Annotated in this window: 20 protein-coding genes; 7 read left to right on the forward strand and 13 right to left on the reverse strand. The window is 58.2% G+C overall.

Annotated elements, in window-relative coordinates:
* Positions 1–53: 53 nt before the first annotated feature.
* From K5D32_RS05495 to K5D32_RS05505, 3 genes are read right to left on the reverse strand one after another with little or no spacing between them, the layout of a single operon-like run.
* The gene (locus K5D32_RS05495; RefSeq protein WP_221592645.1) at positions 54–1,397 is read right to left on the reverse strand and encodes an ATP-binding protein; all 1,344 of its coding nucleotides are present in this window, start codon (positions 1,395–1,397) and stop codon (positions 54–56) included.
* A complete protein-coding gene (locus tag K5D32_RS05500; protein ID WP_221599436.1) occupies positions 1,394–2,071 on the reverse strand; it encodes a response regulator in 678 nt (225 codons plus the stop codon). The genes K5D32_RS05495 and K5D32_RS05500 overlap by 4 nt, the downstream gene beginning before the upstream one ends.
* A gap of 10 nt (positions 2,072–2,081) precedes the next feature.
* Complete coding sequence (locus K5D32_RS05505) at positions 2,082–2,432, reverse strand: hypothetical protein (protein ID WP_221592643.1); 351 nt, start codon at positions 2,430–2,432, stop codon at positions 2,082–2,084.
* Between the two features lie 172 nt (positions 2,433–2,604).
* Here K5D32_RS05505 and K5D32_RS05510 point away from each other — a divergent pair, with 172 nt between their 5' ends.
* Positions 2,605–3,393, forward strand: a complete 789-nt coding sequence (locus K5D32_RS05510) for a dienelactone hydrolase family protein (RefSeq protein WP_221577447.1) — start codon at positions 2,605–2,607, stop codon at positions 3,391–3,393.
* A gap of 73 nt (positions 3,394–3,466) precedes the next feature.
* Positions 3,467–4,192 (forward strand): 4'-phosphopantetheinyl transferase, encoded by a 726-nt coding sequence (locus K5D32_RS05515; RefSeq protein WP_221599489.1) that lies wholly within the window; start codon positions 3,467–3,469, stop codon positions 4,190–4,192.
* Between the two features lies 1 nt (position 4,193).
* Here K5D32_RS05515 and fhuF read toward each other — a convergent pair whose 3' ends face one another.
* The 3 genes from fhuF to K5D32_RS05530 are packed head-to-tail and all read right to left on the reverse strand — an operon-like array spanning position 4,194 to position 7,228.
* Positions 4,194–4,919, reverse strand: a complete 726-nt coding sequence (gene fhuF / locus K5D32_RS05520; protein WP_221599490.1) for a siderophore-iron reductase FhuF — start codon at positions 4,917–4,919, stop codon at positions 4,194–4,196.
* A complete protein-coding gene (locus tag K5D32_RS05525) occupies positions 4,877–6,487 on the reverse strand; it encodes an ATP-binding protein (protein ID WP_221577446.1) in 1,611 nt (536 codons plus the stop codon). The genes fhuF and K5D32_RS05525 overlap by 43 nt, the downstream gene beginning before the upstream one ends.
* 3 nt (positions 6,488–6,490) lie before the next feature.
* Positions 6,491–7,228: a response regulator gene (locus K5D32_RS05530; RefSeq protein WP_162880412.1), complete on the reverse strand. Its 738-nt coding sequence runs from the start codon at positions 7,226–7,228 to the stop codon at positions 6,491–6,493.
* Positions 7,229–7,909: 681 nt separating this feature from the next.
* Here K5D32_RS05530 and K5D32_RS05535 point away from each other — a divergent pair.
* A complete protein-coding gene (locus K5D32_RS05535; protein ID WP_221592642.1) occupies positions 7,910–10,822 on the forward strand; it encodes a ribonucleoside-diphosphate reductase subunit alpha in 2,913 nt (970 codons plus the stop codon).
* An 84-nt stretch (positions 10,823–10,906) separates the two neighbouring features.
* On the opposite strand, the gene K5D32_RS05540 is transcribed toward K5D32_RS05535, so the two are convergent.
* Positions 10,907–11,785 carry a LysR family transcriptional regulator gene (locus K5D32_RS05540; protein ID WP_221577444.1) on the reverse strand — a complete coding sequence of 293 codons (879 nt, stop codon included), beginning with the start codon at positions 11,783–11,785 and terminating at the stop codon, positions 10,907–10,909.
* A 99-nt stretch (positions 11,786–11,884) separates the two neighbouring features.
* On the opposite strand from K5D32_RS05540, the gene K5D32_RS05545 reads away from it, so the two are divergent.
* Positions 11,885–13,054: a mandelate racemase/muconate lactonizing enzyme family protein gene (locus K5D32_RS05545; protein ID WP_095067502.1), complete on the forward strand. Its 1,170-nt coding sequence runs from the start codon at positions 11,885–11,887 to the stop codon at positions 13,052–13,054.
* Positions 13,055–13,145: 91 nt separating this feature from the next.
* Positions 13,146–14,453: a C4-dicarboxylate transporter DctA gene (dctA, locus tag K5D32_RS05550; RefSeq protein ID WP_221577443.1), complete on the forward strand. Its 1,308-nt coding sequence runs from the start codon at positions 13,146–13,148 to the stop codon at positions 14,451–14,453.
* A 210-nt stretch (positions 14,454–14,663) separates the two neighbouring features.
* On the opposite strand, the gene K5D32_RS05555 is transcribed toward dctA, so the two are convergent.
* Positions 14,664–15,254 carry a TetR/AcrR family transcriptional regulator gene (locus K5D32_RS05555; protein WP_221599437.1) on the reverse strand — a complete coding sequence of 197 codons (591 nt, stop codon included), beginning with the start codon at positions 15,252–15,254 and terminating at the stop codon, positions 14,664–14,666.
* A gap of 100 nt (positions 15,255–15,354) precedes the next feature.
* Here K5D32_RS05555 and K5D32_RS05560 point away from each other — a divergent pair, with 100 nt between their 5' ends.
* Both K5D32_RS05560 and K5D32_RS05565 read left to right on the forward strand, forming a co-directional pair.
* A complete protein-coding gene (locus K5D32_RS05560) occupies positions 15,355–16,113 on the forward strand; it encodes an SDR family oxidoreductase (RefSeq protein ID WP_221599438.1) in 759 nt (252 codons plus the stop codon).
* Between the two features lie 685 nt (positions 16,114–16,798).
* Complete coding sequence (locus tag K5D32_RS05565; protein WP_221599439.1) at positions 16,799–18,046, forward strand: ribonucleotide-diphosphate reductase subunit beta; 1,248 nt, start codon at positions 16,799–16,801, stop codon at positions 18,044–18,046.
* Positions 18,047–18,125: 79 nt separating this feature from the next.
* On the opposite strand, the gene K5D32_RS05570 is transcribed toward K5D32_RS05565, so the two are convergent.
* From K5D32_RS05570 to K5D32_RS05590, 5 genes are all read right to left on the reverse strand, one after another.
* Positions 18,126–19,433 (reverse strand): type II toxin-antitoxin system HipA family toxin, encoded by a 1,308-nt coding sequence (locus K5D32_RS05570; protein ID WP_221577438.1) that lies wholly within the window; start codon positions 19,431–19,433, stop codon positions 18,126–18,128.
* The gene (locus K5D32_RS05575) at positions 19,430–19,819 is read right to left on the reverse strand and encodes a helix-turn-helix domain-containing protein (RefSeq protein WP_260407238.1); all 390 of its coding nucleotides are present in this window, start codon (positions 19,817–19,819) and stop codon (positions 19,430–19,432) included. Before K5D32_RS05575 ends, K5D32_RS05570 begins: the two co-directional genes overlap by 4 nt.
* 350 nt (positions 19,820–20,169) lie before the next feature.
* On the reverse strand, positions 20,170–21,771 hold the full coding sequence (locus K5D32_RS05580) for a 5-guanidino-2-oxopentanoate decarboxylase (protein ID WP_221599440.1): 1,602 nt from the start codon (positions 21,769–21,771) through the stop codon (positions 20,170–20,172).
* Positions 21,768–23,285 carry an amino acid ABC transporter permease/ATP-binding protein gene (locus tag K5D32_RS05585; protein ID WP_221599441.1) on the reverse strand — a complete coding sequence of 506 codons (1,518 nt, stop codon included), beginning with the start codon at positions 23,283–23,285 and terminating at the stop codon, positions 21,768–21,770. The genes K5D32_RS05580 and K5D32_RS05585 overlap by 4 nt, the downstream gene beginning before the upstream one ends.
* Positions 23,286–23,557: 272 nt before the next feature.
* Entirely contained in the window at positions 23,558–24,355 is a 798-nt protein-coding gene (locus K5D32_RS05590) for an ABC transporter substrate-binding protein (RefSeq protein WP_221592638.1), read from the reverse strand.
* Positions 24,356–24,373 lie beyond the last annotated feature (18 nt).

The raw sequence follows: 24,373 nt of genomic DNA on the forward strand, positions 1-24,373 counted from the left end.
CGAATAAATTCGCTCCTACGGAAATGTGTGTGGTGGGAGCGAATTCAACATCATCACGCCAGAAAATGAATCCTGAACACTGCCCCGCCCAGCGGCGAGTCGCCAAGGGTCAGGCGGGCGCTGTAGCTTTCGATGATGTCCTTGACCACCGCCAGCCCGATGCCCTGGCCCGGATTCTGTCGGTCCAGTCGCTCACCGCGCTCCAGAATGCGCGCTCGCTGGCGCAGGGGAATGCCGGGGCCATCGTCCTCGACACACAATTCGTCACCCGTTGCAGATGACTGAAAACTGACTCTGACTTCCCCCAGACAAAGCCGGTAGGCGTTTTCCAGCAAATTGCCGAGCATTTCCAGCAACGCGCCCTCTTCCATCGGCACCTGGCAGTCTTCGGGCAGGTCCAGCGTGACCTTGACCTGCTTGTCGCGGTAAACCTTTTCCAGGGTGTTGCACAGGCTTTCGACCACCGGGCGCAGCTTCACGTGATGCCGGACCAGACCGCTCTTGCGCAGGCTGGCGCGCTGCAACTGGTAACCGATCTGCTGGCTCATGCGCTCGATCTGGGATTGCAGGACCCGCGCCTGTTCCACATCCTCAGGCCGTTTGGCGATGTTCTCGCTGACACCCTGCAACACCGCCAGCGGCGTTTTCAGGCTATGGGCCAGATCGTCCAGAGAATCGCGATAGCGAGTACGTTGTTCGCGCTCACTGCGCAGCAGGCGATTCAGAGAGTCAGTAAGGCGCAGCAGTTCGCTGGGATGCTTTTCACTCAGGCTGTCCCGTGCACCGGCTTCCACCTGATCCAGTTCCTGGCTCAAGCCCTTGAGCGCGCGCAGCCCCCAGGTCAGCCCAAGCCACAACAGCCCCAGCAACACCAGCAAGGCGCCGCCGAAGCCCAGGTAAAGTTTTTTCCGTAAATCGGCGATGGTTTCCTGATAGTCACGCAAGGGTTGCAGGGCCACGATACTGAATGCCGCATTGCGGCCACCCAGCAGACGGATCTCGGCGTCGTAGACGAAATACTCATCGCCATTGGCTTCCTTGATCTTGGAGAACTGACTGCCCTGCCCGTCATAGTGCGGGTGGTATTTGATGTTTTCGCCCTCGGTTGCAAGCGATCGCCAGACCAGTTGCCCCTGAAGGTTATAGATGTAGCCCAGCAAGCGACTGCCCGGCAGATTGAACTGCTCGCTGGGCAGGAGCGATGGCATCAGCAGGCGACCGTCTTCGACACGCGCGGCTGAAATCATGGTCGTCACATCCGCCGCCAGACGCTGCTCGATTGCGCCACGCAATGCCAGGCTGAATGCGCCCTGCAAGGCAGGCAGCATCAGCAACATGAAAATCACCGCCAGGGTTGCGGCGGCCAGCATCAAACGCAGGCGCAGCGAACGAATCATGTACAGCGCTCAGTGAACAGATACCCCATGCCACGCACCGTATCGATAGGTTTGAACGCCACGGCGCCTTCCAGCTTGCGACGCAGGCGGCCGACCAGCACTTCGATCACATTCGGATCGCGCTCATCGTCGTCAGGGTACAACTGCTCCATCAGGCGCTCTTTGGGCACCACCTGCTGATGATGAAGCATCAGGTATTCGAGAATCCGGTATTCATAAGCCGTCAGCGCCAAGGGCTGTTCGGCCAGGGCGGCCTGCTTGCGATTGAGGTCCAGCAGCAATGGGCCTGCGGTGATGGTGGACTGGATGAAACCGCTGGAGCGTCGCAACAAGGCATTGAGTCGCGCCTCCAGTTCCTCGAACTGGAATGGCTTGACCACATAGTCGTCCGCACCGGCAGCCAGCCCTTCGACCTTGTCCTGCCAGTTGCCACGGGCGGTGAGGATCAGAATCGGAAACGCCTTGCCCTGGGCACGCAACTGCCGAATGAGGTCCAGCCCGCCAATACCCGGCAAGCCGAGATCGATCACGGCCAGATCATGATTGAACTGGCCGACCTGATACAGAGCCTCCTCGGCATTGGCCACTGCTTCCACCACATGACCGGTTTCGGTCAAGCGGGTCCACAAGTGATGGCGCAGCAGCGCTTCATCCTCGACCACCAACAACTTCATGTAGCTCCCCCTAAGACAAATAATGAAACGACATCGCCGAATCGGTACTCGACAGCCTGGCGCTCAAGGGCAAACGCTGCGTTACATCATATCCGCCCAGCAGGACTTCCCGGCTGACAGACACACCATTGTAGGTGCCCGAGAGACTGCCATAAATAGCCGGTGAATAAAGCGCCCCCGTTGTACCGGCCAGAGAATCCTGCTGCCCCATGCCGTGACTCCAGCCGTTGGCATCATCAAGCCTTTCAGTGGTCTTGCCGAACTCGATACGTGCCGGCTCCAGTCGACCGTCACCGGCCTGTGCTGCAGCACTGCCACCCAGAAAAGCCAACGCCAGGAACAACTTGTTGATGTTCAGCATAAGGACTCCTTTTGCGTTCGGGGACGCTGTCAAAGTACGATTTCACAGTAGCCCCCGCGGCCTGAACTGTTACTGAACGCGCTCTGAACCTGCGCTGAACGGAAGTTCAGGATAAAAAGGCGGAATCGTCTAAGCTGTGCCCTTTATTCCCTCCCGCTAGAAGGAACTGAACATGCGTATGTGGATTGCGTTGATCATGGTTAGCCTGACCGGACTGGCCCAGGCGGCGGTCAAGACCGAACAGATCAACTACCAGAGTGCCGACGGCACCAAACTGGTGGGCTACTACGCCTACGACGATGCCATCAAAGGCCAGCGCCCCGGCGTGCTGGTGGTTCATGAGTGGTGGGGGCTGAACGACTACGCCAAGCGCCGCGCCCGTGATCTGGCGGCTCTGGGTTACAGCGCCATGGCCATCGACATGTACGGCGAAGGCAAGAACACCGAACACCCCAAGGATGCAATGGCCTTCATGCAGGCGGCACTCAAGGACAGCGACGCTGCCGACAAGCGTTTCGATGCAGGCCTTGAGCAATTGAAGAAACAACCCCAGACCAACCCGGCCAAGATCGCTGCCATCGGCTACTGCTTCGGCGGCAAGATCGTGCTTGATGCGGCACGTCGCGGCGAACCGCTGGCAGGCGTGGTGAGCTTCCATGGCGCGCTGGTCACCAACACACCGGCAAAACCGGGGATCAAGATTCCGATGCTGGTCGAGCATGGCGCCAAGGACAGCATGGTCACGCCAGAGAACGTCGCAGCCTTCAAGAAGGAAATGGACGACGCCAAGGCCGACTACAAATTCGTCAGCATCGAAGGCGCGAAACACGGCTTCACCAACCCTGACGCCGACCGCCTGAGCCACGGCGACCATGGCGGCCCGGACATCGGTTACGACAAGGCTGCTGACCAGAGCTCGTGGGCAGACATGCAGGCGTTCTTCAAGAAAATATTTGGTTGATCAACCTTTCGCGAATGAATTCGCTCCTACAGAACTGTGCGAATTCATTCGCGAAGCAAGCACAATGCAGCCCATGACTCGAATCCCGACATTCCCCACCTGCTGCTCCGAACCCACCCGACACTGGCCGCTGCCCCATGCCGTGCCGGGGGCGGTCCTGGTCAGCAGCCATTTCGATCCGCAGAAACTGGCCGAAGGTGATTTTCAGCGCTGCGCCATCGCGCCGCCTGCCAGCATCCAGCGCTCGGTCGCCAAGCGTCAGGCCGAATTCCTCGCCGGCCGGCTCTGTGCCCGTGAAGCCCTGCACCAACTCGACGAGCGTCTGTACGTCCCCACCATTGGCGAAGATCGTGCGCCGATCTGGCCCGGCGATATCAGCGGCTCCATCACCCACAGCACCGGCTGGGCAGCCGCCATCGTTGCGCCCAGGCAGCAATGGCGCGGGCTGGGACTGGATACCGAAAACATGTTGAGCACCGATCGCGCCTCACGACTGGCCGGGGAAATCCTCACCGCCGATGAACTGGCTGTCATGGCCGCTGGCCCGGAAGAAGACATCGCGCTACGGGTTACCCTGACCTTCTCGATCAAGGAAGCGCTGTTCAAGGCCCTCTACCCTATCGTGCAAAAGCGCTTCTACTTTGAAGACGCGCAACTACTGGAATGGTCAGCCGATGGCAGCGTGCGCCTGCGCCTGTTGATGGACCTGTCCAGCGAATGGCACAGCGGCAAGGAACTGGAAGGCCAGTTCAGCCTGCACGATCAACACTTGTTGAGCCTGGTGAGCATCGCCGCCTGAATCAGCCGGGTAACGGGCAATGCTCGCAGCGCCCGACCCACTCCACCTGATAACTCAGGCAGCAGGTTCGGCGCTGACGACGCTGCCCTACATGAGTGACAGCCTGAAACAACGGATTACGCCTGCCGTCCGGGCGCACTCGCACAGCCAGCAAGGCCTGCCCGACCTCCAGCGACACCTCGCTGCACTCGCCCAACTGCACCAGACAACGCTCCAGATAATCCCCGGCGCTGCACCACAACACGCTGCTGGCAAGGCCGCCATAAATGCTCAGTGCGTCAATGAACGGTTGCAGGTTATCGTCCAGCAGACCGGCGAAACGCTCGAAAGGATCGACCGGCAATACTTGATAAGCAGCGCCCTCGCCCAACAATTTCAACCCTGTCGGTACGCCCCGCTCATCCAGCGCCAACGCTACCTGCTCCAGATGCAAAGGCCAGTGCCAGCGATAGACAAGACTGCCCACCACCTGCGGCGCAATCACCTGCATGAAGTAATACTTGGCCCATTGCGACACCAGCACCGGCAAATGATCGGCCATCAATTGCGGCCCATAAAGCCCGGTCAGCAGCGCATCCAGGGATTCTTTCTGCAGCAGATCCGGCAACGTTCTTACCGGCCCGGGATGATCCACCGCCAGCAGCGTCTGCCCGAATCGCTCCAGCGGGCCGGTGAACAATGCGCTCACCGTGGTTCCTGAGTGCGCGGCCACACCAGGGTGAAACAGGCGCCGCCCAGGCTGGTGCTACGGTCGATGGAAGCACGGCCTTCGTGCCAGTTGATGATCCGTCGCACAATGGACAACCCCAGCCCGTGCCCGCCGGACGCTCGGGTGCGGCTGTCGTCCAGACGCATGAACGGCGTGAATATCTGCTCCCAGGCACTTTCCGGCACGCCGGGGCCATCGTCTTCAACATCGAGACGACAACAACCCGGTTCCAGTCGATAGCTGATGCTGACCTGTGACTCGGCATGGCGCATGGCGTTGCTCACAAGATTCTGCACGGCACGGTGCAAGTAACGCGGCTCGGCATCGACCCAAGCCGATTCGCCGTCACCGATAATCACGCACTCTCCACGCCCCACCCGGACATTGGCGCGCAAAGGCGCCAGCTCGGCAATCACCTGATTGATCAGCAGATCCAGATCGATACGCTGGAAGTTCAGGGTCGGCGCACCCTGCTCCAGTCGTGCATAGGTCAGCATCTCGTCCACCAGCTTGTCGAGGTCCTGGATGTCGCTGTCCATGCCGGTCATGTATTTGTTGCGCGCTTCGGGAGTCGTGGCGTCGCGGATCATCTCCAGGCCGAAACGCAGACGCGATACCGGGGTGCGCAGTTCATGGGACACCGCTCGCACCAGTTCCCGCTGGATCATCAGCGAACGCTGCAAGTGCTCGGCCATGCTGTTGAAGGCAATCGCCAGACGCCCGATGGAATCGGAGCCCTCAGTGGGCACACGAGTTTGCAGGCTGCCTTTGGCGATCAGGGTCGCGGCGGCTTCCAGCGCCTGAACCCGCCGTTCAAGAGGCCGCACCAGCAGGTAAACCACCACGCCGATAAAACACAGCCCCAACAGCGCAATCAGCACCAGCAATTGCGGCGGATAAGGATTCATCTGGTACAGCGGGCCGATTTCCAGCACCCAGTTGGTGTCGACAATCCCGGACAACACACGGATGGAATCCCCGCCCTTGCCCAGCGCCATGACCGTGTCGCCTTCATAGACACGCCGGCGCTGATCGTCATCCAGATCAGCCTGATCCAGGGCCAGTAGTTTCAGGTCGAAACCAAAGCCCTTGCTCACCTGCAAGGCTTGCAGCCGGGCCGGTTGCTCATCCACCGGCAGACGTACCAACTCGTCGATCAATAAATAGATGGTCGCCCGCGCCAGTTGCTCGGTGATCTGCTGCACCTCGCCGGTCAGCAACAGATGCTCGTTGTCACTGAGCTGACGATAAACCCTGGCCGCATGGGGGCCGATCTGCTCGACCACAACCTGCCCGCGTTGCAGGCGGCTGCGGGCGCTGCTGTCCAGGTTCGCCTGCTCGACGCTTTGCAGGCTCAGCGGAATCCCCAGCAAGCGTTCCCACACCGCCAGCGCACGACGACGCTCGATGTCGTTCAAAGGGATCAGGTTGTCGGCCATCACCGTAAAAGTGCCGTGGGCCAGACGCTCGCGGTATTGCCCGCTGCGCTCCTGATTGAGCAGGTGCAGCGCCAGCACACCCAGCAGGGCCACCAGCACCAGTACGCCCAACATGCCGCCATAGATGCGCAGGAAAATGGAGTTCATTGGTCAGCCGCTGAAGACAAAGCTGTTCATGTCCTGCGCCGCTTCGGGCACGAACAGATAGCCCTTGCTGCGCACCGTCTTGATCAGGCGCGGGTGAATCGGGTCGTCACCAATGCGCGGGCGGATACGGGAGATGCGCACATCGATGGAACGGTCCTGGCCGTCATAGCCGACGCCACGCAAGGCCGTGAAGATTTCTTCCCGCGACAGAGTACGCCCGGCATTGGCCACCAGCAGCCACAGCAGATCGAACTCGGCGCCGGTCAACTCGATGCTCTGATCCCGCAGCCAGGCCTCGCGCAAGGCGTTATCCACCACCAGCGGGCCGAACACCAGACGGCGCAATTCGGCGGCCGGCACTTGCGGTGCTTCACTGCGCCGCAGCAAGGCATGGATACGCGCCAGCAACACGCGCGGATGAACCGGCTTGCAGACAAAATCGTCAGCGCCGGTGTCCAGGCCCTGGATCTGGTCGGAGTCGTCGGTACGTGCGGTGAGCATCAGGATCGGCCCGTCATAACGATCACGGACCTTGCGGCAGATGCTCAGGCCGTCTTCGCCGGGAAGCATCAGGTCGAGGATCACCAGATCAGGTTGCTCGTCGATAATGCGCGCTGCCGCCAGAGCGCCATTACCCTCGATGGTGACGCTCAGGCCGTTGCTCTGCAGATAATCGCAGGTCAGTTCGGCCAGTCGCTGGTCATCTTCGACGATCAGCACCTGCCAGTTTTCTTGCTCCACAAGCGGCCTCCTGATTGTTGTTATGCAAGGCGTTTTCATCACATCGGTGCGAGCGATTGTAGCAAGCGCGGGAACAAGCACACGACATGCCAAAGCGGCCTTGCATGATACGTTTTTTGTGATAGGGTTCGCGCCCGCAAAAATCCGCTTCGAGTCGCACATCAATGTAAAAAACGATGACAAACGGTCCGGCTCAGTAGTTATGCGGCCTACACGCGATATGGGCGATTCATACACAAACTACGCACAAGCTTATCCACAGGCTGTGCGTTGCAATTGATGTCCCAAACGCATTATCTTGTAGCCCGATCCGAAGCGACACCCTACATGTAGGGTTTTGTGGAGAAACGCCAACACGACTCAATCGAGAAATTCAAGCATTTTTCTTGTGCCTGCAAGGTTGAACTTTAAGACGTGTTCAATAGCCCAACCGACCGCGCCAGCCTCTGGCAAGCCGGTACACGTTTTGCAACATCAAAAGAGCAACCTTCACCAGATTTTCAAGGGAACGGAGCCATTGAACCGTTCCCCTTTCGACTTCAAAGCCTGGGAGCGTTGATCAAGCGCTCCTTCCTCCGTTTTGAAGTCATTTGCAGTCGCTCCTTTGGCGGCTGAATGCCTCAAGACGGATCGGTGGGTGGCCTGGCTGCCCGAACAAACTTAAAGAACGTGGAGACACCCATGCAAACAGACACAACTCGCGAGAACTCGCCGACCAATGCGCCGCAATCGGGCCAGGGCCAACAGGACCTGTCTGCGACCGCACCTGGTCAACTGCGCGTGATCAAGCGTAACGGCACTGTTGTTGCGTACACCGATGACAAGATCACCGTCGCTATCACCAAAGCGTTTCTTGCAGTTGAGGGCGGCAACGCTGCCGCCTCGTCGCGTATCCACGACACCGTTGCACGCCTGACCGAACAAGTCACCGCGACCTTCAAGCGTCGCATGCCATCGGGCGGCACCATCCACATCGAAGAAATCCAGGATCAGGTCGAACTGGCCCTGATGCGTGCCGGCGAGCAGAAAGTCGCTCGCGACTACGTCATCTATCGTGACTCCCGCGCCAAGGAACGTGCTGGCCGCGCTCCAGAAAGCGAAGTCCAGGCACACCCTTCGATCCGCATCACTCGCACCGACGGCAGCCTGACGCCGCTGGACATGGGTCGTCTGAACACCATCGTCACCGAAGCCTGCGAAGGCCTGGCTGAAGTCGACGCCGGCCTGATCCAGACCGAAACCCTGAAAAACCTGTACGACGGCGTTGCCCTCAAAGACGTCAACACCGCACTGGTCATGACTGCCCGTACCCTGGTCGAGCGCGAGCCGAACTACTCGTTCGTTACCGCCCGCCTGCTGATGGACACCCTGCGCGCCGAAGCCCTGAGCTTCCTGGAAGTCGCCGACAGCGCCACTCACCACGAAATGGCCGACCTGTACGCCAAGGCCCTGCCTGCCTACATCGCCACCGGTATCCAGTACGAACTGCTCAACCCTGTGCTGGCCGACTTCGACCTGGTCAAACTGGGCAAGGCCATCAACCACGAGCGCGATCAGCAGTTCACCTACCTGGGCCTGCAGACCCTGTACGACCGTTACTTCATCCACAAGGATGGCGTGCGTTTCGAACTGCCGCAGATCTTCTTCATGCGCGTGGCCATGGGCCTGGCGATCGAAGAGAAAGCGAAAGAAGATCGCGCCATCGAGTTCTACAACCTGCTGTCGTCCTTCGACTACATGTCGTCGACCCCGACACTGTTCAACGCCGGCACCCTGCGTCCACAGCTGTCCAGTTGCTACCTGACCACCGTGCCGGATGACCTGTCGGGCATCTACCACGCGATCCACGACAACGCCATGCTGTCCAAATTCGCAGGCGGCCTGGGCAACGACTGGACGCCGGTTCGTGCGCTGGGTTCCTACATCAAGGGCACCAACGGCAAGTCCCAGGGCGTCGTACCTTTCCTGAAAGTGGTCAACGACACCGCCGTTGCGGTCAACCAGGGCGGCAAGCGCAAAGGCGCTGTCTGTGCCTACCTGGAAACCTGGCACATGGACATTGAAGAGTTCATCGAGCTGCGCAAGAACACCGGTGATGACCGTCGTCGTACCCACGACATGAATACCGCCAACTGGATCCCTGACCTGTTCATGAAGCGCGTCTTCGATGACGGCAAGTGGACCCTGTTCTCGCCATCGGAAGTGCCGGACCTGCACGACCTGACCGGCAAGGCCTTCGAAGAGCGTTACGAGTACTACGAAGCGCTGAGCGAATACCCGGGCAAGATCAAACTGTTCAAGACCATCCAGGCCAAGGATCTGTGGCGCAAGATGCTCTCGATGCTGTTCGAGACCGGCCACCCATGGCTGACCTTCAAGGACCCGTGCAACCTGCGCAGCCCGCAGCAGCACGTGGGCGTGGTCCACAGCTCGAACCTGTGCACCGAGATCACCCTGAACACCAACAAGGACGAAATCGCGGTCTGCAACCTGGGCTCGATCAACCTGCCGAACCACATCGTCAACGGCAAGCTGGACACCGACAAGCTCAAGCGCACTGTCGACGTCGCGGTTCGCATGCTCGACAACGTGATCGACATCAACTACTACTCGGTACCGCAGGCCAAGAACTCCAACCTGCGCCACCGTCCGGTCGGCCTGGGCATCATGGGCTTCCAGGACGCGCTGTACCTGCAGCACATCCCGTACGGTTCCGATGCGGCCGTGCAGTTCGCCGACACGTCCATGGAAGCGGTCAGCTACTACGCCATCCAGGCTTCCTGTGACCTGGCGGACGAGCGCGGTGCCTACGAGACGTTCCAGGGTTCGCTGTGGTCCAAAGGCATCCTGCCGCTGGATTCGCAACAGATCCTGATCGAGGCCCGTGGCCAGAAGTACATTGATGTCGACCTGAAGGAAACCCTGGACTGGGCGCCGGTACGTGCCCGCGTGCAGAAAGGTATCCGTAACTCGAACATCATGGCCATCGCACCGACCGCGACCATCGCCAACATCACCGGCGTATCGCAGTCGATCGAACCGACCTATCAGAACCTGTACGTGAAATCGAACCTGTCGGGCGAATTCACCGTGATCAACCCGTACCTGGTTCGCGACCTCAAGGCTCGTGATCTGTGGGACTCGGTCATGATCAACGACCTGAAGTACTACGACGGTTCCGTGCAACAGATCGAGCGTATTCCGCAGGAGCTCAAAGAGCTTTACGCCACTGCGTTCGAAGTGGAAACCAAGTGGATCGTCGACGCCGCCAGCCGCCGTCAGAAGTGGATCGACCAGGCTCAGTCCCTGAACCTGTACATCGCGGGCGCTTCGGGCAAGAAACTGGACGTGACCTACCGCATGGCCTGGTTCCGTGGTCTGAAAACCACCTACTACCTCCGTGCCCTGGCTGCGACCAGCACCGAGAAGTCGACCATCAACACCGGCAAGCTCAACGCCGTATCGAGCGGCGGCCACGGCCCGGACGACTCCGCGATCACCGCGCCACGTCCAGCCGAAGCAGCACCTGCCGGCCCGGCTCCAGTGCCAAAAGCCTGCGCCATTGACGAGCCGGATTGCGAAGCTTGCCAATAACACTCAGGTAACAAAGCGCTGAAACACCATCAACCCTCTGCTCATGCAGGGGGTTTTTGGTTTATGGCCGTCAGGAAAACGCGATCAGTTGCTGCCGATCCGTGCCCAGAACTCTTCGGCAGACTGGCTGAGTGGCGCTGCCGGGCGAGTCAGATGAATTTCCAGAGGTATATCCCAGCTTTCGTCGAGGGCTCTGACCAGACGTCCATCGAGTATTTCCTGCTCGGTGAGGCTCTTGGGCAACCACGCCACGCCTTTGCTTTCCAGAGCCATGGACATCAGCACCGCGGCGAGGTGGGTGCTGAAAAGCGGTTTGAGGTGCAGGTAGTCTTCCTTGCCACGCAAGCGGTGAGCGACGATGCGCCCTAGTCCCGATTCATGGGTGTAAGCGAGGTAAGGTAACGCCGCGGGAGATGTACCGAAGTTGGCAGAAGCACTCGCCAACGGCACAAGCACGTCCTCACCCACCTTCTTGCCGATGAACTGATCAGGCGCCAGCAAAGGCGGTACATCGGGATGGCGGTGGCAGAGCAGAAACTGCACCTGACCATGTATCAGCATCTGTTCACAGACCGCCATGCTGTCGGAGTGCAGTTGCACAGACTCGATGGGGGCGCCGTTTTCCGAGCTGCGAAGCCACTTGGGGAAAAATGTAAACGACAGGGAGTGAGTGGCCGCGAATTGCAGGGACCGGGCGGCCACTCCCGCTACCTCTTGAGCCTCGTTGCGTATTCTGTACAAGCGCCTGGCAGCTTCCTGAGCAGCCGGCAGGATTTGCCTTCCCGCATCGGTCAGGATGGCTCCCTGAGGTGTGCGCACAAACAGCTCAACCCCCATCCAGTTTTCCAACGAACGAACTCTGCGGCTGAAGGCCGGCTGAGTGACATGGCGTGCTTCAGCGGCACGGACAAAACTGCCGTACTCCGCAAGGGCTGAAAAGTCTTCGAGCCAGACGAGTTCCAAGGGCAATGCCTCCTGTGCATAGGGCGCGGCATTAATAGCATTGGGCGGGTGTCATCGCAAAGCATAACGTGGGGTCATCAACAACAAGAGGAACCCCCCATGCGTATCGTGGACATTCGTGAAAAAACTGTCTCTATCGCCTCCCCCATTGCCAACGCCTACATCGATTTCTCGAAAATGACCTGCTCGGTGGTCGCCGTCATCACGGATGTGATTCGCGATGGCAAACCTGTCATCGGCTACGGTTTCAACTCCAATGGTCGTTATGGCCAGGGCGCGCTGATGCGCGACCGGTTCCTGGCGCGTATCACGGAAGCTGATCCAGACACCCTCATCGATCATGAAAACAACAACCTGGACCCGTTCGCCATCTGGAAAACCCTGATGACCAACGAAAAGCCGGGCGGTCACGGCGAGCGCTCGGTCGCCGTCGGCACCATCGACATGGCGGTATGGGATGCCGTCGCCAAGATTGAAGGCAAACCGCTGTATCGCCTCCTGGCCGACCGCTACCGTAACGGCGTGGCCGATGACAAGGTCTGGGTCTACGCAGCGGGCGGTTACTACTACCCCGGCAAAGACCAGACCAAGCTCAAGGCAGAAATGCAGAGCTATCTGGATCGTGGCTACGACGTCGTCAAGATGAAGATTGGTGCAGTGCCACTGGACGAAGATATCCGTCGCATCGAAGCAGTGCTGGAAGTGGTCGGTGACGGTCGTCGTCTGGCGGTGGATGCCAATGGTCGTTTCGATCTGCAGACCGGTATTGCGTACGCCGAAGCCATCAAGAAATACAACCTCTTCTGGTACGAAGAAATTGGCGACCCGCTGGACTACGCACTGCAGGCAGAGCTTGCCAATCACTATGAACTGCCCATGGCAACGGGTGAAAACCTGTTCTCCCATCAGGATGCCCGCAACCTTCTGCGCCACGGCGGCATGCGCCCGGATCGCGATTACCTTCAGTTCGACTGCGCCCTGTCCTACGGGCTGGTGGAGTACATGCGCACTCTGAAGGTGATGGAAGAAATGGGCTGGTCTTCGCGCCGCGTAGTGCCGCACGGTGGTCACCAGATGTCCCTGAACATCGCAGCAGGTCTGCACCTGGGCGGCAACGAATCGTATCCGGACGTGTTCCAGCCTTTCGGCGGCTTCGCTGACGGAATCCGTGTGGAAAATGGCTTTGTCGGTCTGCCGGATATTCCAGGTGTCGGCTTTGAAGCGAAATCCGCCTTGTACGCGGTCATGCGCGAATTGGGCGAAGGCTGATCACTCGTGATTTGCGGCCTCGCTTGAAGAGGCCGCAAATCACCCAACGCCAGGCCACATGCCCATCACAACAATAAAATGAGGTGCTTCCGTGGAAATTTCCAAATCCCGCTGGTACAGCCAGCTCTATGTGCAGGTGCTGATCGGCATCGTGATCGGTGCCGCAATCGGTTACTTCGTGCCGGATATCGGAGCCAAGCTGCAACCCTTCGCCGACGGTTTTATCAAGCTGATCAAGATGCTGTTGGCACCCATCATTTTCGGTACGGTCGTCGTGGGTATCGCCAAGATGGGCAGTATCAAAGAGGTCGGGCGGATTGGCGTGAAAGCGCTGATCTACTTCGAGATTCTTTCGACCATCGCCCTTGTTCTCGGCCTTGTTGTGGTCAACATCGTGAAACCTGGCGTCGGGATGAACATCAACGCCAACGCGCTGGATGGAAGTGCCATCAGCAAGTACAGCCAGGCAGCAAGCGAGCAAGGCGGCACCATTGAGTTCTTTCTCAATATTATCCCTCATACCTTCCTTGGCGCATTTTCCAATGGGGTCATGCTTCAGGTTATTCTGCTCTCGGTCCTGATGGGGGTAGCCCTGGTTCAAATGGGCGAAACCAGCAAGCCGCTGATCAACACCATTGATCTGTTCCTGCAAGGCCTGTTCAAGATCGTTGCGATGGTCATGCGCCTGGCTCCGCTCGGGGCCGGTGCCGGCATGGCGTTCACCATTGGCAAGTACGGGATCGGGACCTTGCTTTCACTGGGCCAGTTGCTGGTCGCGCTCTACATCACGACCCTGATTTTCATCGTGGTCATACTGGGTGCGGTTGCCAGATGGTCGGGCATGCCCCTGATGCAGTTTCTTCGGTATTTCAAAGATGAAATTCTCATCACTCTGGGAACCTGCTCGACTGAAGCGGTGCTGCCGCGAATGATGGTGAAACTTGAAAAGCTGGGCTGCAAGAAATCCGTGGTGGGCATGGTGCTGCCAACGGGGTACACCTTCAATGCGGACGGCACCTGCATCTATCTCACCATGGCTGCCATCTTCATCGCCCAGGCGACCAATACACCCCTGACATTCATGGATCAGATGATTCTGCTGGGCGTATTCCTGCTGACCTCAAAAGGCTCGGCTGGCGTGGCGGGTGCGGGCTTCGTCACCCTCGCGGCAACGCTCACGACCATCCACTCCATTCCTCTGGTTGGCCTCGTTCTGCTTCTGGGTATCGATCGGTTCCTGAACGAAGCGCGAGCCGTTACCAACCTGATCGGTAATGGTATCGGCACCCTCGCCATTGCCAAATGGGACAACTCGTTCGATGTCGAAGCCTGCGAGCGTGAAATCGCAGCCATGAAGGATGAAAAGGCGGCCAGAAAGGCATTACTGGCGCAAAAGTAATCTGCAAAGTACTCCGGTCATGGTAATGCCGATCAGTTAAGAGGCTGATTTCAAAAAACAGGTGGCGGGGTCGCAATCCGTGGGAGGGGCCTTGGCCGCGACAGTCAGTTGAGGCACAAGGCTTCTGAATGTGTTGCCTTCAAGCAGGTCGTCGCGGCCAAGGCCCCTCCCACAAGTGACAGGTATGCCTTAACTGATCGGCATTAGAGGCTACGCATCGTCCTTCTTCAGGCTTTCGAGGCTACCAGCGCATAAACCATCCATCACCAGGTCCATCAGCCGGGCAAGGCGTGGGCGCCATTCGCTTTGGGAATCTATCTGCCATATGCCGGCAATGGCCAGAAAAAAGTCGTCGTTGGTCACACCGCTACGAATCGTGCCGGCCTTTTCATTGGCCCTCAAAAGCAGTTCGGCTGCATTCTGGACGGGCGCGTAGCCCGACTTCCCCGGAAATTCGTATGCAGAAGCGGCCTGTCGTATCGCGGTCGCCAGTCCGGCCTTTGTCATCGCATATTCAGCGAGGCTGTCCATCCATGCCCGAAGGGCCTCCTTGGGTGGTTTTGTCGCGAGCAACTGCTCCGCCAACGAGGCTACTTGTTGCATTTCAAATTGGTAGACCTCGAATACCAGGCTCTCTCTGGTCGCGAAATGGCGATAGAACGTGCCTTGCCCTACTCCAGCTTTTTTCGCAATCGCGCTCAGCGGGACAGCAGGATCGATTGTCAGCTCGACCACCGCGACCTCCAGTATCCGTTCCCGGTTTTTCCTGGCGTCAGAACGCATCACCAATTCGTCATTCATGAGCAAGGCTTTCCTTCACTGCATTGCAAAGCGGACATTTGTCCGGTAATTTCTCTCAAGTGGACACTTGTCCGATTAAGCACTTTCACTGGAGTTTACTATGAACGGCACTGGCAATACGATTCTGGTCACCGGCAGTACCTCAGGCATAGGCCTTGGCCTGGCGCTCAGGCTTCACAAGGCGGGCAACACCGTCATCATCGCGGGACGTCGCAAGGCCCTGCTCGACAAGATCGTATCGGAACATCCGGGCATCGAATCCGTATTGCTGGACGTCTCTGATCCGCAGTCCATCCAGCGCACCAGCGAAGCGCTTGCGATCAGTCACCCGAACCTCAACGTCCTCATAAACAACGCTGGCATCATGCACTGGGAGGATCTTACTGATCAGCAATACCTGAGCACCGCCGAAGACATCGTGACGACTAACTTACTGGGCACGGTTCGCATGGTGTATGCATTCACACCGCAACTGCTCAAGCAACCCAGCGCAACCATCGTCAATGTCAGTTCGGCCCTGGCCTTCGTTCCGCTGCCTGCAACACCGACCTACAGCGCAACCAAGGCGGCCGTTCATTCGTTCACCCAAAGCCTTCGAGTGCAACTGGAAGACTCGTCGGTCGAGGTTATCGAGCTTGCGCCACCGGGCGTGCGTACCACGTTGCTTGGGCAGGAGAATGACGAACATGCCATGCCTCTGGACGAGTTTCTGGATGAGATCTTTGAACTGCTCAAGATCACTCCCACCCCACGGGAACTCGTCGTCGAGCGCGCCAAGCCATTACGTTTTGCTGAAGCAAGCGGCTCACATGCTGAAGTACTGAAAATGCTTTCGGGATACAAACCACCAGCAAAATGATGTTAACCGTGCGGGTAGCCCCCTGATGCCATCGCTATAGACAGATGGCATCGGAGGCTTCGATTACCAGCAAGCCATTCGTCGACTTAACGACAGACAAACCGACAGCATTCAGGCACCTGAAATTTTCGCATTCCTCTGAGAGCCACTGTCTACGGGCAGGTGCAACTCTTGACCCAGGTCATGCTCTAAACAAACGCTCGAAAACGTGGCCAATGAGCCATTGCCGGAAAAGCCGAGGCACTATATCCTGCGTTTCTAATTGTAAAAACCACTACATAAGGGATTTCTGCTTCGTTTGCCGCCCATTTTCGGTGCAATGAAAATGAACGTGCAAACCTGAAAAAAAGCGCGAAATCACACAGCAAATTCAATGACGGATGAACAAGCTGCGGAGAAAAATCTGTATACTCCCGCGCTTGCTCCAGGGCACTCAAATGACCATTTGCAAATGCAAAGCTGGCTCACCTGAAAGCAACCCCGAAAACCCGTATTGCTCGTTTGTGAGCCAACCTCACAAGCGCACTGAACGACCGACAATTTCATAGATCGGCGATCACAAAAGACTCCGAGTAAACCTCGAACATTCACTGCCAGCGTGCACCTGTCGCAACGCTGGCGATCCACACTTGAAAATCCAACCGCGGTTGCCGCAGGCACCCTCACGCACAGGAGCTTTACCACCATGCTGAGCTGGGACGAATTCGACAAAGACGAAGGCGAAGTAGCCTCCAAACCCAACCAGGCTGCACAGGCTCATGACGCCACGATGGATCGTCTGGACAGCGCCGGTGGCGCTGCCGCACTGGAAGCCCGTGCAATTACCGCCAGCGACTCTGCCGCCCTGATCCGCGCCAAAAAAGCGCTGGACGCTCTGGACGTTGCCGAAGGTCTGGCTGAACTGGAAGGTGCTTCGGCCCGTGTCGCTGTCGATGAAAAGCGCATGATCAACTGCCGCGCCGACCTCAACCAGCTCGTGCCTTTCAAATATGACTGGGCCTGGCAGAAGTACCTGGACGGTTGCGCAAACCACTGGATGCCGCAAGAAGTCAACATGACCGCCGACATCGCCCTCTGGAAAAACCCGGAAGGCCTGACCGACGACGAGCGCCGCATCGTGATGCGCAACCTGGGCTTCTTCTCCACCGCCGACTCGCTGGTTGCCAACAACCTCGTGCTGGCTGTGTACCGCCTGATCACCAACCCCGAGTGCCGCCAGTACATCCTGCGCCAGGCCTTCGAGGAAGCGATCCACACCCACGCTTACCAGTACTGCATCGAATCGCTGGCCATGGATGAAGGCGAGATCTTCAACATGTACCACGAGATTCCATCGGTCGCCAAAAAGGCAGCCTGGGGCCTGAAATACACCCGCTCGATCTCCGATCCGAAGTTCGAGACCGGCACCGTCGAAACCGACAAGGAACTGCTGCGCAACCTGATCGCCTACTACTGCGTTCTGGAAGGCATCTTCTTCTATTGCGGCTTCACCCAGATCCTCTCCATGGGCCGCCGCAATAAGATGACCGGCGTCGCCGAGCAGTTCCAGTACATCCTGCGCGACGAATCCATGCACCTGAACTTCGGCATCGACGTGATCAACCAGATCAAGATCGAAAACCCGCACCTGTGGGATACCGAGATGAAGGAAGAAGCCACGCAGATGATCCTGCAAGGCACCCAGCTGGAAATCGAATATGCCCGCGACACCATGCCTCGCGGCGTACTGGGCATGAACGCTGCGATGATGGAGGACTACCTCAAATTCATCGCCAACCGTCGCCTGTCGCAGATCGGCCTGAAAGAAGAATACCCGGGCACCAACAACCCGTTCCCATGGATGAGCGAGATCATGGACTTGAAGAAAGAGAAGAACTTCTTCGAGACTCGGGTTATCGAGTATCAGACTGGCGGTGCGTTGAGCTGGGATTGATCGGCTCTTCTCTTCGCGAATAAATTCGCTCCTACGGCGGTAGGAGCGAATTTATTCGCGAAAGACCGCGTGAGTCCACTTATGACAAGGCCTCACCTAGATAACTGCGGTGCGTTTTACCAATACGCTCAATAGAAACTTGAGCGACACCGGCTTGCGCCGCGTACATGGGCCATTGCATTACAGCATCGTGTACCTGCCGGATAACCTTGCGAGCATCCATACCTCGAACCAGACTTGCGACAGATAAAAGGTCGTCGAGGGTGAACTCGTCGCGCTTCCCGTTAATGGTCATTTGATGGGTTTCAACCCATTCGCTACCTGGCAGGTAAGACCACGAAACGTCATATGCAGGCGTCAGGTACCACGTCCCATCCGTGTCCATCATGAAGGCAATGTTTTTTGTGTGATCATCCTGGTTTCGAGCGATCACATTGAAGACCATACGGCGATAGAACTCTTCAGCCTCATCTCGCGAGCAACCAAGCGTACGCAGCACAGCAAACGCTTCAGCGTATGAGTACTGGCCGGGCTTACGAAAGTCCGCGTGATCCAGGGCACACAAGGTTGCCATATGAATCTTCTCGCCATGATCAGTTCGATCGAAGCGTTTTGTCATGAAATGCGCCCGACCACCCTCCTCAAGCAAGCGGCACTCAGTCATTGTCATACCGGCAGCTCTGGCCATCAGGTGATACGCAAACTCGATTCGTCCATAGCCTTGACTGTCGGCAAGCACATTCGAGTTTTTGGCGACATCAAACTTCAGTAGCCAGTATTCAAATCCTGCGGGAGCAGGCACCTGACCGGAGCGGATTTCGCGCTTGTCGTTCATCGCAATGATCGCCTTGGCCCGAGCACCACCAGCACTTGTACCAATCTGGATCAGATGCTGCAGCGCAGCATCGTCAACCGAGGGATCGTTGGCCGTCAGCCGTTCGGCCAGAGACTCACGCCCGGAAAGCACCTCGCTGGCAATACGTACCAAAGCGTCGATCTGAATACTCTCGGCTTTATTCTGCTCACCTGCCAGAGCTGGCCGATACTCTAGCGCTCCCATCCCCCGAGCGCCCTGATACAGCAATCTTTCGACCGGGGTAAACGTCATCCTGCTACGCCCTTGCTGCGCCAGCCACGCATCAATGAGTGCATTACCAAAGTCATCCGGAAGTGAATCGGCCAGTACTGAGGGCAGGCCCTTGAAGGTGTCACGGTTCAGACTTTGGAAAACATAGGTGTAGCCAGCACGCAGCGGCATATGGATAGGAGATATCTCAAGCCCTGTGCTTATGAACTCAGGAGCGTATTCAAACTCACCGATCTGGGCTTCAGCGTTCCAGTTCAAAGCACCCACATAAACATCCCAGAGGTATATTCTTGCGATCACCACCCAACGTCCTTCTTCACGTCTGGATTGCCGATGAGCCTCGGCTTATCAATGGTTGTTTTACCCAAAGCAGCCGTCGGCTTCTCGGCTTTGGAGTAAGCGGCCCTCATCCGCTGTTTTCCTTGCATCTTTGCCATCTGGATTGGGCTCGCCCTGACTTCATCGATCATTGATGACAAACGATCAAGCTCACCCAGAGCCCTGAGTACAGCGATCACGTTCACCAGCGTCCCCTTTCCGGAAGTAATTTTCCGATAGGTTTCTCGCGAGATGCCTGCTTCGTGTGCAACCACATCCTGATGGATATTGCGCTTGAGCCGTATGGCTTCGATACGCTCACCAATAACAGCCGCGATTGCATCATCGGTCATGGAAATGATTCGCATAGTGCCTTCATTCCTATGCATAAAGCGTTAAATATATATATTGCGCCCAGAATCTTAGGCATTGTGAATTGATACTAGGACTAATCCATAGAAATGTATAGCGCCTACATTTTTAGGCGTTGACGGCAAAAAAAAGCCACAGTGACTATTTTTCTATGCACTGCATACATCTGCTGGAGATGGGTTTACGGCATGTTCGCGAATAAATTCGCATCTACCGCCGTAGGAGCGAATTCATTCGCGAAAGACAGTACACCCCAAAAGCATGTACCGCCTTCAAATGCCATGTCGCCAGCAAGCTGCCTCCCATAATTGCGTGGGAGGCAGCTTGCTGGCGACGGCTTCTTTACTCACGGCGCAAACGGTGGCGCTTCGTTGATTTCGATGATCAGCGGGCGGTCATTCGGTGCGTCGCGCAGCAGGGTTTGCAGGTGGGCGTGGTCGCGGGCGCGTTCGGCGGCGCAGCCGAAACCTCGGGCAATGGTGAGGAAGTCCGGGGTGTAGATGTCCACGCCTAGCGGCGTGATGTCCCGGCGTTCCATGTAGCGCTTGATCTCGCCATATCCCTGGTTATTCCACAACAGCACGATGATCGCGATTCGCGCTTCCACGGCGCTGGCCAGTTCTGGCAGCGTGAACTGGATGCCGCCATCCCCCATCAAACTGATTACCGCTCGTTCAGGCTCGGCCAGTTTTGCGCCGAGTGCGGCGGGCAGGCCGTAGCCCAGCGTGCCGTAGCCGGTGGAGGCGTTGAACCAGCGGCGCGGGCCGTTCAGTTCGACCAGGTGATTGCCGCTGTACACGGTCTGGGTCGAGTCACCGACAAAACGCGCCTCGGGCAACACCTCCAATACGCACTCGAATAACCTCCGGTAATGCGCCCAACCGCTGAAGTCTTCAGCCAGTTGTTCGCGCACCGCTGCCGCCCGTTGTGCTCCAGGGCTATCGGGATTTGCTGCACAAACTGGTAACTCGGCCAGCAAGGCGCGCATCGCCTGACGGGCATCGCTGAGGATAGCCAGGCTCGGCGAATGGTTGCGGGTCAGCTGTTCGGCATCGATATCGATACGGATCAACTCGCCACCAATCCGGAAATCACCGTCGAACACCACGTCGTAATCGGTCTCGCCCAGTTCGGTGCCAATCGCCAGTACCACATCGGCGTCCAGCGCCAGTTGCCGCACCGGCACCAGCGACTGGTTGCTGCCCAGCAATAAGGGATGATCCCCCGGCAGCAGGCCTTTGGCATTGATGGTCAAGGCAGTAGGCGCATCAAGGCGGGCTGCCAGTTCGCGAGCTTCATCCATGGCTGCAACGCAACCGCCGCCCAGCAACAGGAGCGGACGCCGGGCAGCGCGCAAGCGTGCTGCCGCTTCATGAATGGCCGCCAGATCCGGCGCTGGTCGGGCGATGACCTGACGAGGCTGCAAGGCCAAGTGGTCGGCAGGCGCGGTGATGATGTCCAGCGGCAACTCGATGTGTACCGGCCTCGGACGCTGGCTGTCGAACACCGCAAAGGCACGCGCCAGTACGGCGGGCAGTTCATCAACACTCATCAGGGTATGGCTGAAGGCACTGACCCCGGCGACCATCGCACGCTGGTTCGGCAGTTCATGCAGATAACCGTTACCCAACCCCAACCGCGCCCGCTCGTTGACACTGGAAATCACCAGCATCGGAATCGAGTCGGCATAGGCCTGGCCCATGGCGGTGAGGATATTGGTCATCCCCGGGCCGGTGATGATGAAACACACACCGGGCTGGCCGCTGACCCGCGCATAGCCGTCAGCCATGAATCCCGCGCCCTGTTCGTGGCGCGGTGTGACATGGCGGATGCCGCTGCCCGGCAGGCCGCGATACAGCTCGATGGTGTGTACGCCGGGAATGCCAAACACGGTATCGACACCCCAAGCCTGCAATTGCCTGACGAGGAATTCGCCACAGGTCATCATGCCGTTGCCTCCTGTTCCAGACCGATAAAGCGGCGCACCCGTGGGTCGCCTTCGCTGCGGATCGATGCAGGCGAAGCGTCGGTCACCACATGGCCGTTTTCCATGAACACGATACGGTCGGAAATCGACAGCGCAAAATCCATTTCATGGGTCACGATCAACATGGTCATGCCCTCTCTGGCCAGGTCACGAATGACATTGAGCACTTCACCCACCAGCTCCGGGTCCAGCGCCGACGTGGGTTCGTCGAACAACATAATGTCCGGCTCCATGGCCAGGGCACGGGCAATCGCCACTCGCTGTTGCTGGCCGCCGGACAATTGATGCGGGTATTTGTGGGCATGTGCCAGCAACCCGACCCGATCCAGCAGCCCATGGCCCTTGCGGCGCAGTTCGGCGGAGTCGGCCAGGCCGTGATAGCGCGGCGCGAGGATGACGTTGTCGAGGATGGTGCGATGGGGGAACAGGTTGAAGTTCTGGAACACCATGCCAATGCGCCGGATGCCCTGGCGAATGACCGGTGCATCGTCACGCTTGCCAGCCTTGATGAAGTCATTGCCGAACAGCACGATCTCGCCACGATCAATGCTTTCCAGGCTGTTGATGGTACGGATCAGCGAGGTCTTGCCCGAGCCGGACGGGCCAATGATGGAAATCACCTCACCGGGCTTGACCACAAGATCAATGCCCTTAAGGACTTCGTGATTGCCATAGCGTTTGTGAATGTTGCGCAGCCACAAGGCATCGGCTTGCCCTGGCGCTGGCTCGTTGCGTTTCTTGCTGGCACTCACTGGTTGGCGCAGGGCCTGGGCTTGCGTGTCATCGAGGGTGCGGGCGTTCTTGCGTGACAGGTCCAGGTGACGCTCGGCCCATTGCAGCAGCCAGCCGAACAGCGTGACGATCAGCACGTAATAAATGGCCACGGCCGCCAGGGTTTCCAGCACCAGAAAGTTCTGCGCGTACAGCCGCTGGCCCACCAGCAGCAACTCGTTCAGGGAAATCACCGACACCAGCGAAGTGAGTTTGACGATGGTCACGTATTCGTTGGTCAGCGTCGGTAAAGAGATGCGAATGGCCTGGGGAATGATCACCAGCCGCTGCGCGCCGACCCCGCGAATGCCCAGCGCCTTGGCTGCTTCACGCTGGCCCTTGAGCACCGACAGCAACCCACCGCGATGGATCTCGGCCATGTAAGCGGTTTCGGTCAGCACCAACGCGATCAAACCGGAATAGAACGGCTGCGACAACACGCTGCCGGTCACAGGAAACAACTGCGGCAGGTTGTAGACGAACACCAGCAGCACCAATAACGGGATGCTGCGAAACAGCCAGATATAAAAACTCGCCGGCATGCGCAACCAGGCATGGCCGGACAGTTTGGCACTGGCCAACAGAAAGCCCAGCACCAGCCCGATGGACCAGGACAAAGTGCTCAACTGAACCACGGTAAGGCAGGCTTTCCAGAAGGCAGAGACAGAAAACAGCGAGAAAAAATAGGCCCAATCAAATGCCATGATGACCTCGGCGAATCAGGTGAATACAAAGGCTCTGGAGCCATCGACGCATCAAACAAAACGGAACATACGTCATTGTAGGAGCGCGCTTGCCCGCGACCGGCTGCGTTAGCAGTCGTATATTTTGCGAGCGCTTCGCACTCGGTCGCGGGCAAGCGCGCTCCTACCTGTTTGCAGTGCGACAACGCGGCACCGAGGCGGCGGGTTATCTCTCCCACGGGGCCAGTAAAGCCGACATATCGATGTCGTCTGACCCGGTAGAAACAGGCGTGTTACGCCGGGTCCAGGTTGTATTTCTTGAGCAACTGGCTGTACTCGCCGCTCTTTTTGTAAGCCTCTAACGCGCTGCGCAGTTGTTCAATCAGCTCGGCGTTGCCCTTCTTCACGTAGATGCCCAGGGTCTGTGCGTACAGCGACTTCTGCGAGCTGATGACAATGCGGCCACGGGCCTTGTCGATGATCATTTGCGCAGCGGCGGAGATTTCCAGATGCGCCTGAATGTTGCCGGACATCAACGCCTGGGACGCTTCAGCCGTGGTCGGGAATTCGCTGATCAGGATCTCGCCCTTGTTCTGCTTGGCGCAGTAATCGCTGGACACCGCCTTGAGCTGGTTGATCCAGTTGGTGCCCTGCTGCAGGCCGACTTTCAGGCCGCACAAATCCTCAGGCTGCTGCGGTTTGGCGGTGCTGTCGCTGCGCACCATGATCGCTGCGCCGACCTGCGCGTAAGGAATGGCTTCCGCCTGTTTGGTGCGCTCTTCGGTGATGTACATGCCCGAAATGATGGTGTCGAAACGGTTGGCATTCAGGCCCAGGATCAGGTTCGGAAAGCGCGTGTCGACGAACTCCACCTTCAGGCCGCCGATGTGTTTGGCCAGTGCGGCGGACACTTCCGGGTCGAAGCCCACAACCTTGTCGCCGTCGTAGGACTCGAACGGCGGATAGGAGATTTCCATACCGACCTTGAGCGTGCCGGGCGTGGCAGTCGATGCCGCCTGGGCGCTGCCCGCGAACAACAAGGACAGGCCAAGCACAGAAGTGGCAAGGCGCGAAAGCGTGGTGTTTTGCATAGTCGTCATTCCAGGTTG

Source organism: Pseudomonas cichorii (assembly GCF_019719005.1).
In the GTDB taxonomy this organism is placed as follows: Bacteria; Pseudomonadota; Gammaproteobacteria; order Pseudomonadales; family Pseudomonadaceae; genus Aquipseudomonas; species Aquipseudomonas cichorii_E.